This window comes from Nostoc sp. (genome assembly GCF_036919615.1).
In the GTDB taxonomy this organism is placed as follows: domain Bacteria; phylum Cyanobacteriota; class Cyanobacteriia; order Cyanobacteriales; family Nostocaceae; genus Nostoc.
The window spans coordinates 108102-117975 of sequence record NZ_JBALCN010000057.1 but is presented as its reverse complement, the minus strand read 5'-3'; the positions used below and the strand labels follow the sequence as shown (position 1 = coordinate 117975).

The 9874-nt window shown below is 43.1% G+C and carries 8 protein-coding genes and 1 pseudogene; 3 read left to right on the top strand and 6 right to left on the bottom strand.

Annotated features, from left to right (window positions below; genetic code table 11):
• Positions 1-102: 102 nt before the first annotated feature.
• The 4 genes from V7K48_RS17595 to V7K48_RS17580 form a co-directional block, all read right to left on the bottom strand.
• Positions 103-390, bottom strand: coding sequence for a leucine-rich repeat domain-containing protein (locus tag V7K48_RS17595; RefSeq protein ID WP_335074558.1), 288 nt, complete (start codon positions 388-390; stop codon positions 103-105).
• Positions 391-751: 361 nt separating this feature from the next.
• Positions 752-1534: a TauD/TfdA dioxygenase family protein gene (locus tag V7K48_RS17590; protein WP_335074556.1), complete on the bottom strand. Its 783-nt coding sequence runs from the start codon at positions 1532-1534 to the stop codon at positions 752-754.
• 9 nt (positions 1535-1543) lie between these two features.
• Entirely contained in the window at positions 1544-2278 is a 735-nt protein-coding gene (locus V7K48_RS17585) for an HAD-IA family hydrolase (RefSeq protein WP_335074555.1), read from the bottom strand.
• Positions 2226-2474: a biotin/lipoyl-binding protein gene (locus V7K48_RS17580; protein ID WP_335074554.1), complete on the bottom strand. Its 249-nt coding sequence runs from the start codon at positions 2472-2474 to the stop codon at positions 2226-2228. The genes V7K48_RS17585 and V7K48_RS17580 overlap by 53 nt, the downstream gene beginning before the upstream one ends.
• 275 nt (positions 2475-2749) lie before the next feature.
• Between V7K48_RS17580 and V7K48_RS17575 the strand changes: the two genes are divergently transcribed.
• Positions 2750-3361, top strand: coding sequence for a TetR/AcrR family transcriptional regulator (locus V7K48_RS17575; RefSeq protein ID WP_335074553.1), 612 nt, complete (start codon positions 2750-2752; stop codon positions 3359-3361).
• A gap of 315 nt (positions 3362-3676) precedes the next feature.
• On the opposite strand, the gene V7K48_RS17570 is transcribed toward V7K48_RS17575, so the two are convergent.
• Both V7K48_RS17570 and V7K48_RS17565 read right to left on the bottom strand, forming a co-directional pair.
• Positions 3677-3835 (bottom strand): hypothetical protein, encoded by a 159-nt coding sequence (locus tag V7K48_RS17570; protein ID WP_335074552.1) that lies wholly within the window; start codon positions 3833-3835, stop codon positions 3677-3679.
• A 6-nt stretch (positions 3836-3841) separates the two neighbouring features.
• Entirely contained in the window at positions 3842-4471 is a 630-nt protein-coding gene (locus V7K48_RS17565; RefSeq protein ID WP_335074551.1) for a DUF4126 domain-containing protein, read from the bottom strand.
• A gap of 736 nt (positions 4472-5207) precedes the next feature.
• On the opposite strand from V7K48_RS17565, the gene metH reads away from it, so the two are divergent.
• Positions 5208-8741, top strand: a complete 3534-nt coding sequence (gene metH / locus V7K48_RS17560; protein WP_335074550.1) for a methionine synthase — start codon at positions 5208-5210, stop codon at positions 8739-8741.
• Between the two features lie 259 nt (positions 8742-9000).
• Positions 9001-9309: pseudogene (locus V7K48_RS17555) on the top strand (endonuclease domain-containing protein).
• The last annotated feature ends 565 nt before the right edge of the window (positions 9310-9874 follow it).

Sequence of the window (9874 nt, the reverse complement as noted above, 5' to 3'; positions counted from 1 at the left end):
GACCAACTTACATTTGAGCAGGTAATTTCTGTCTCTTCTTATAACTTTATCCTGGAAGCTCTATTCTATGCAGCTTCACATTGAATTGGTATTAGAAAGATATTATTGTTTACCTTCTAACCTGGCTCGAAGATAGGTCAAAATTGCCTCCGTTCCCTGCTCAACAATTTCAGGCGGCGGCGAACTTAATTGTGGATTGTTATCGAGGTATAGCTCAGTTAAGTTGGAGAGTTGGCTGAATTCTGGTGGCAGGCTGCTGAATGGATTGTTAGAGAGGTCTAGCCATGACAAGTTGGAGAGTTGGCTGAATTCTGGCGGCAGGCTGCTGAGTTGATTGTTATTTAGGGATAGCTCAGTTAAGTTGGAGAGTTGGCTGATTTCTGGTGGCAGGCTGCTGAATCGATGTAGCGATATTTACCAGAATACTGTATTGCAGGAAATGGGGAGTGAGGGTAGATTATTGTGTTCTATCTACATGAAAACTGCTTTAATGCTCAAATTAGCCGGGTGCGATCGCTAACCTCGCAATAACATTCACTCGTTCATGAGTATCAAAGACTCGTCCGCGAAGATAAAAGACTCATTAACGGAGCTAAAAGACTGGTTCATGAGGATAAAAAACTCGTCCACGAGTATCAAAGGCTCATTAACAAAGCTAAAAGACTCGTTCACAAGTATCAAGGTTGCCCAATTGTAGCTAAGGTGTTGATTACCCAGGCATGAAGATGCTCTCTGCGATTAATAAAAGCTACTAATTGTCCATCTCACTAGCAATAAGACCGCGATAAAGCACACGATCACCTATCACTTCCGAGTGATCAGCACGATGCATCGTACAGCGATTATCCCAAATCACAATATCGCCGTTTTGCCAGTAATGTCGATAAAGCCTATAGGAGCGAATTGAATGTTTATAGAGTGAACGAATTGCTCGCTGACTCTCTTCTAAATTAAATCCTTGGATAACTTGACATCGTTCCGGTGTCGATAGAAAAAGTGCAGTCTTTCCAGAAATAGGATGTCGCTTAAATAAGGAATGCCAAGCTTGGCTTTCTTGATCATTGTCTAGCTTCACGCCAGAAGCCACATGGAGCACAGTCGCACTTGAGAGCCTCTGTTTTACCTGAGTAGACAAAGTTTCAAAGGCACAATATTGATTACAAAACAGAGTTTCGCCCCCAAATTCAGGCAGTGAAATAGCCTTTAGCGCTGTGTAAGCAGGCGGTTGGGCAACATAACTCGTATCAGTGTGAAAAACGCTTCTGGGAGGGCGATCACGCCCTACATTGCTCACGAGGTTTAAGCAAGGCTGATGAGGAACAGGCTTTTCACCTGCCGTAAACATGAGAGATCCTAACCGCTTGAGAAAGCTTACAAACTCGGCATCATCCATCCACTGCTGACGTATGATAACAACGCCATGATGTGCCAGTAAATGCTTGAGGTTAAAAATAACATCCTCCTCCGCCTCGCTAATATTGATTCCTGTCATCTCAATGCCAAACGGAGCAAGGTTTTGAAGCGTGATAGCCATACTTGATTTCTATGAATTGTTTTGGAGAATCTCTTGCAACTGTTCAAAATCTAAATGACTCACAAGAAGATTCGCGCCCTCGAAATTATGATGCACTGTGTTCGCGTCTGGAAAAGCAACACAGGCTAATCCCGCTGCCTTTGCAGCTTTTAGCCCATCAAGATTATTTTCAATAGCTATACAATCATTCGGCGTTTGTGCCAACTCCTTCAAAGCGAAATCATAGGCATCTTGAGCAGGCTTAGAATTCTTTACCTCAGATGAACTAAGCACTAAATCAAAAACACTAGCATCAATATCTCTGTGCAAAGCCCCGATAATAGACTCAACATTTTGTTTAGAGGTGGTTGTTACCCATGCAAGCTTAAGTCCTTTTTGCTTTGCCTGCTGTATCACTTCGACTACGCCAAGGCGAGGCTCTAATCTTTCTCTGTGCAAAGACTCTTGAAAAATTTCAGACTTTGAGCGATGGATAGCTTTTGCATCAACTGATTGCCCCATCGATTTCGCGTAGTCTTCAACACGCTGGCTGCCACCGCTTTTTTCCAGAAGGGTCATATACTCTTCTCTTGACCAATTCCAGTCGAGATTGTGAAGCGCGAAGGCTTGGTTAAAAGCTTGCCTCTGAAGCTCAGATGTATCGGCGATTGTGCCGATTGACCCAAAAAAGATAGCTGGCATTTTTTTCTCTCTATAGATAGGGGTAGCGAATTGAAGTAAATGAGAAAGACGTTTGGAAGTCAATTACCTGCTGCTCTGCTTCCTGAAGTGCGACTTGTAAGCGATCGTAATTATCCAACACGACAATCACTTGCCCCGCCTTGACTGTATCTCCTTGGTTGACCAGAAGTTTCTTGACTCGACTCGTACCACCAGAGGAATTGGGCGCAGAGAGTTTAATCACTTTACTTTCAGGTTGGAGGTAGCCCAACGCACTCACGGTCTGAATTTTAGGAGTGGCATTTTCGACAGATTGAGCAGTTTAAGCAAAGGAGTGCGATCTCCAAAGTGTGTAAGCACCTACTCCCCCTAGAAGAATTGCAGCACTGATTCCCAAAAGCTTCCGGGACGGCAATTGCCTGCCGCCAATCGTTGGACTCTGCATGATGCTTGCTTAATGGTATTGTATTTAGCTAAACGGTTTAGTTAAATTATACTTGCTATTAAACTAAACCATTTAGTAAAATTTTTGTCAAGCTCATTTTTTTGACCTGTATGGAACCGTCTCAGACTGCTCACTCCACCCGTCAGCGATCGCCCGAAAAAACTGTTGCTATTCTAGAGAGGGCAATCCGTGTCTTTCTAGAGCAAGGCTATGTCGGCACCACAATGGATCGCGTCGCAACTGCCGCAGGCGTATCTAAACCCACGCTCTACAGCTACTTTCAAGATAAAGAGGGGTTGTTTAATGCTTTGATGGTGCAGTGGGTGCAGAAAACGCACTGGGCGACCTGTCCTCAAGATTTGTTGAAATCCCAGGAGTCGCCCAAAGTTGTGCTGCGTCAATTAGCCAATGATGTCTTAGATAGCTGCATTGACAACCCTGAAAAGATTACCTTCATTCGGCTAGTATTGGGCGAATCGGCTCGCTTTCCGGAACTAGGGAGAGCTTTTGTACAACATATGGATAAACCGATTCTAGATGCGCTGACTCAGTACCTAACGGATCGCCCAGACTTGAATCTAGCCGATCCAGCCGCTGTCGCTTACACGTTCATGGGGACATTGATTTTTCTGCTGACGACGCAGGAGATGTTGCATAGTCAGGATATTGTGCCAATGGATGGAGATCGACTCGTCGAGAATTTAATCAACCTGATTACTTGAATGGGTTGAGCTAAGTTCAGTAGACCGAAAAGTTCTGCGATGCCTACAGTGGGCTACGCCTACACTAAAAAATAGTAGTGTATGATACCGTTTATTCAAAAGTATCAAAAGTTGATCGCTTTTGACAAATCATAAATTAAACTTATGAATTGCCGACTGGAATCAACCCAATTTACCTCGTCCACCAGTATAAAAGACTCGTTCACGAGTAGCAAAGACTCATTCACAAGTATAAAAGACTCGTCCACGAGTATCAAAGAGTCATCGGCGAGTATAAAAGACTCGTCCACGAGTATCAAAGACTCATTAACGGAGCTAAAAGACTCGTTGGCGAGTATCAAAGACTCGTTGGCGAGTATCAAAGACTCGTTGGCGAATCAATAGAATAGTAGAAGATGCCGTACTCTCGGAGCTAACACACCCGAAGACTACAACCAGCTTATAATAGCGATCGCAGTTCTGAAACAAATCCATAAGTACTTATCCCAATTCTCTTGATGGAGAGACGGTTTCGTTAGTTTGAGAAAATGGTTTATTGAAGAAGAAATTCCAGATTCTTTGAATAGCTATTATTAGAAAACCAATCACAATTATTCCTGCTACCACTGGTAAAGCTAGCGCCAGCACAGACAGTCCGATTGCCATCACCAACTCAATGGTTGATACAACTGGATTGGTTAATCCACCTGAAACGCCTGTAGAACTTATCCGCAATGTATTCATTAATCCCTTAGTTAATCCTGCGGTTCCACCACCTGCAATTAAAGCTAACGTCCATTGCACCAGTGGATTCATCTCTGGAGCAACAGATGCTGTTACGATTGTCCCGGCGATAAATGCCGCAGGCGTGGCAACAATATCCAGCAAATGATCCAACCAAGGAATGTAATAACCGCTAATTTCCAGCAAACAAGCGGCTGCAAATACAATTACGGCTTGAGGTGTTTCCAGCCAATCAAAGTCAGTTGGCAAATCAAAATGTCCAAAAACTGAAGCCACACTTAATGCTAGCAGTGGTACAAAGACTCTGAAGCCAGCCGCCGCACTCAAACTAATTCCCAGTAATAATTCAATAAATGTATTTAGATTGAACAAAGAAATTAAATCCATAGTAAGACTCAAGTTATACTTGTGGTGTTTTTTCCATCTTTGAGCTGAACGGAGTGACAACTCTAAGTTGTGATCCCAAGATAAGAAACTTGATGAAAATATTTCATCTGACTATGTGTAGAATCAGTGAAACTCCACTTATATCAATACTGCGTAGGTTTTGCTTAAAAAATAACTCTAATGTCGGTTGCATTAAAGAACGAAACCCAACATACAAATCTGGGCTTTGTTTGTAAGCCAGCGACCTCTATAGTGATATCATGTCCGCATAATTAATTATACTAACCACAGTCATTACACCCACCCCCAACTTCTGCCCCCTGGTGTCACACAAGTCGAATTACCCCCCTTAATCCCCCCTTATAAAGGGGGGGAAATAGCAAATTTGGTTCCCTCCCCTTTATAAGGGGAGGGTTAGGGTGGGGTAACCTTGGTTAATCAGCTATTTCAGACTTGCGTGTAAACCGTAGGCTTGCGGGGAGGAGAGAGAAAGCACAACTTTGGCGGGGGTGGGGTTCTTCGAGTTTAATAAGCAATCAAGCGACATGATATGAGGGCGCTTTTGCATAATTCTGTCGTCGCCAATGTTAATAAATCAGGTCAAAATGAGCAAATAGTGAGTTTCAGCAAAACTGAGTTTATTAAATAGTGCCCAAAATATCACAATTTGGGAAAATAATAAAGTAAGTAGAGTATCACAAGACTCACTTGATTTGCTCATTTATTCTCGGAAAATATGACTCATTCTTTCCTTGAACGCCTACGTAGTCCAGATAGCCCAGTCCTCGTCTTCGATGGGGCGATGGGAACCAACCTGCAAACTCAAAACCTGACTGCTGAAGACTTCGGCGGCCCACAGTATGAAGGTTGTAACGAATACTTAGTCCACACGAAACCCGAAGCAGTCGCTAAGGTTCACCGAGATTTTCTCGCCGCTGGTGCAGATGTCATTGAAACCGATACCTTTGGCAGTACGTCCCTGGTGCTGGCAGAATATGACTTGGCAGACCAAGCCTATTACCTCAGCAAGACAGCTGCAGAATTGGCCAAGCGTGTCGCCGCGGAATTTTCCACGCCAGAAAAACCCCGGTTTGTAGCAGGTTCCATCGGCCCCACAACTAAACTCCCTACCTTGGGACATATTGACTTTGACACCATGAAAGCTACCTTTGCTGAACAAGCAGAAGCGCTGTGGGATGGTGGTGTCGATTTATTTCTGGTGGAGACTTGCCAAGATGTGCTGCAAATTAAAGCGGCGCTGAATGGCATTGAAGAAGTGTTTGCCAAAAAAGGCGATCGCCGTCCCTTGATGGTTTCTGTGACAATGGAAAGCATGGGCACAATGTTGGTTGGTTCAGAAATCAGTGCTGTGCTGACAATTCTGGAACATTACCCAATTGACATTCTCGGTCTAAACTGTGCCACAGGCCCAGACTTGATGAAACCACATATCAAGTATCTGGCAGAACATTCACCTTTCATCGTTTCCTGTATTCCCAACGCGGGTTTACCTGAAAACGTCGGCGGTCAAGCACACTACCGCCTGACCCCGTTGGAATTACGGATGTCGCTGATGCATTTTGTTGAAGATTTGGGTGTCCAAGTGATTGGGGGTTGCTGTGGGACACGTCCAGAACACATTCAACAATTGGCAGAAGTCGCTAAAGACCTGAAGCCAAAAGTTAGACACCCAAGTTTAGAACCAGCAGCAGCATCAATTTACACCACTCAGCCCTACGACCAAGATAATTCCTTCTTGATTGTCGGCGAACGTCTCAACGCTAGTGGTTCCAAGAAGTGCCGCGATTTGCTAAATGCCGAAGATTGGGATGGACTCGTTTCAATGGCGAGGGCGCAGGTAAAAGAAGGCGCACACATCCTTGATGTCAACGTGGATTATGTGGGACGCGACGGCGTGCAGGATATGCACGAATTAGTTTCGCGTATTGTCAATAATGTGACACTGCCTTTGATGCTTGACTCCACTGAATGGGAAAAGATGGAGGCGGGTTTAAAGGTTGCCGGTGGTAAGTGTTTGCTGAACTCCACTAACTACGAAGACGGGGAACCGCGCTTTTTGAAAGTGCTGGAGTTAGCAAAAAAGTACGGTGCTGGTGTAGTTATTGGTACTATCGATGAAGATGGAATGGCGCGGACAGCAGACAAAAAGTTTGCGATCGCCGGGCGTGCATACCGTCAAGCTGTAAAATATGGCATACCTCCCACAGAAATATTCTTTGATACCCTAGCTTTACCAATTTCCACCGGGATTGAAGAAGACCGAGAAAATGGCAAGGCGACAATTGAATCCATTCGGCGAATTCGTCAAGAATTGCCTGGATGTCATGTGATTTTAGGTGTTTCCAATATTTCCTTTGGTTTGAATCCAGCGTCGCGGATGGTGCTGAACTCAGTGTTTTTGCACGAGGCGACGACAGCGGGAATGGATGCAGCCATTGTCAGTGCTAACAAGATTTTACCGCTGTCTAAGATTGAACAACGCCATCAAGAAATCTGTCGCCAGTTGATTTATGACGAACGGAAGTTTGAGGGTAACGTCTGCGTTTACGATCCCTTGGGAGAGCTTACCACAGTGTTTGCCGGGGTGACGACAAAACGCGATCGCTCCTTAGATGAAAGTCTCCCCATCCCCGAACGACTCAAGCGCCATATCATCGACGGCGAACGCATTGGCTTAGAAGAACATCTGACAAAAGCCTTAGAAGAATATCCCCCCTTAGAAATTATCAACACCTTCCTGCTAGATGGCATGAAAGTTGTTGGCGAATTGTTCGGTTCAGGACAAATGCAGTTACCCTTCGTCTTGCAATCTGCGGAAACCATGAAGGCGGCGGTTGCGTATTTAGAACCGTTCATGGAAAAGTCAGAATCTGGCAACAATGGCAAGGGAAGCTTTATTATTGCCACGGTGAAAGGTGATGTCCACGATATAGGTAAAAACTTAGTAGATATCATCTTGTCCAACAATGGCTACAAGGTAATTAACCTGGGAATTAAGCAGCCGGTGGAAAACATCATCAAAGCTTACGAAGAGCACAAAGCTGATTGTATTGCCATGAGTGGTTTGCTGGTAAAATCCACCGCTTTCATGAAAGAGAATTTGGAAATATTTAACGAAAAGGGAATTAGTGTCCCCGTGATTTTAGGTGGTGCGGCGCTGACTCCCAAATTTGTGCATGAAGATTGCCAAAAAACCTACAAAGGTAAGGTTGTTTATGGCAAAGATGCTTTTTCTGACTTGCACTTCATGGATAAATTAATGCCAGCGAAGACTGCTGGTAACTGGGATGATTTGCAGGGATTTTTGGATGAATTTGCCGAAACTGCTGAAGTTTCGACGAATGGTCATAAAGAACCAAAAGCTACAACTGCTCAGGAAACAGTATCCGCTCAACCAAAAGAAGTAGATACAAAACGTTCTGATGCTGTGGCGATAGATATTGAACGCCCGACACCGCCTTTCTGGGGAACACAGTTATTGCAGCCTAGTGATATTCCCATTGAGGAAATATTTTGGTACTTGGATTTACAAGCTTTGATTGCTGGACAGTGGCAATTCCGCAAGCCAAAGGAACAATCTAAGGAAGAATATCAGGCTTTCTTAGCTGAGAAAGTTTACCCAGTTTTAGAAACTTGGAAACAGCGGATTATTGAAGAGAATTTGTTGCATCCCCAAGTGATTTATGGGTATTTCCCTTGTCAGTCTGAAGGAAATTCTCTACATATATATGATTCAGAGAACCAATCACAACAAGTTGCAACTTTCGAGTTTCCCAGACAAAAGTCGTTAAGGCGGCTGTGCATAGCAGATTACTTTGCACCGAAGGAGTCGGGAATTATTGATGTCTTCCCGATGCAAGCGGTGACTGTAGGGGATATTGCAACAGAGTTTGCCCAAAAGCTATTTGCTGCCAATCAATACACAGATTATCTGTATTTCCACGGTATTGCGGTGCAGGTAGCGGAGGCTGTGGCTGAGTGGACTCATGCCAGAATTCGCCGGGAGTTAGGTTTTACTGCTGAGGAACCCGATAATATTCGGGATATATTGGCACAACGCTATCGTGGCTCACGGTATAGCTTTGGGTATCCAGCTTGCCCAAACATCCAAGAGCAGTACAAGCAGCTGGAGTTATTGAAGACTGACAGAATTAACTTGTATATGGATGAAAGTGAACAACTTTATCCAGAACAGTCTACCACTGCGATTATTGCTTACCACCCAGTAGCAAAATACTTTAGTGCCTAATCCATATCCCCTTTCCTTAATAAGGAGAGGGGTGCCTGAAGAGCGGGGTGAGGTTATTATATTGTAAGCAATTCAAAGCTGGATAAACATTTACAGCGATCGCTTTACCTCACCCTAACCCTCTGCTTATAAAGGAGAGAGAACTGGAATTGGAAATAAATCAGTTTTTTTGTACCAGTTTAAAGATATCAAAATTAAAATGACTAAACTATATAACAAAAATAGTGAAATAGAAAAAAGGCGATAATTACGCCAAAATATCACAAAACCAGAGAAACTTATTTGGGAAAAAATCAAAGATAGACAGCTTGAAAGCTATAAATTTCGCAGACAATATGGTGTGGATAAGTTTGTTACAGATTTTTAGAGTTCTGAATTGAAGTTAGCTATAGAAATTGATGGTGAAAGCCATTTCCCAGAAGGTGCTGCTGAATCCGATAAGGTAAGACAAGAATTTATTGAATCAGCAGGAATTAAGTTTAATAGATTTACGAATAATGATGTGTATGCTAATTTGTCTGGGGTGCTGGAAAGTATTGCTCAGAATATACGAAATTTAAGGAGATAGTAATTGAACCTCACCCTCAGCCCTAAGCAGCTATGGTGTACATACAAGTCTCCTCTACACAATTTACGGTTTATCGAATAGCTTAAGAAAACCTTACCCTGGTGATACTACGCAAAACCTGTCTCTCTCCTTAATAAGGAGAGGGGTGCTTGAAGGGCGGGGTGAGGTTCTGACAGAATTGCACCGAAGTCAGAACCACTATATCTGATTAGGGAATTCCAAAAATTAAATTACTCAATTTCTGTATCTAATACGACTATCAGATTTTTTCTCCCTCTGCTCCCCAAAGTGATTGATTATTTTTTTATTTGGAAGTCCCTTATTTTGCACCCAACTGATATCTTTCCTTTAACAGGTGGGTATTATAAGCTTACTCTGTTAACAACATCTTCATAAAGTTGCCTTCAATTAAAATACATTACCGCAATTATACTGTGAAATTAGGCTCTTGTTTTTTATCGAATTGAATTAAATAATTTTGAAAAAATCAGTGTTTACCGGATAAAATGAACAACTTATAAATGATATAACTTTAATAAATTGTCTTTTGTTGTAGCTATTTTAT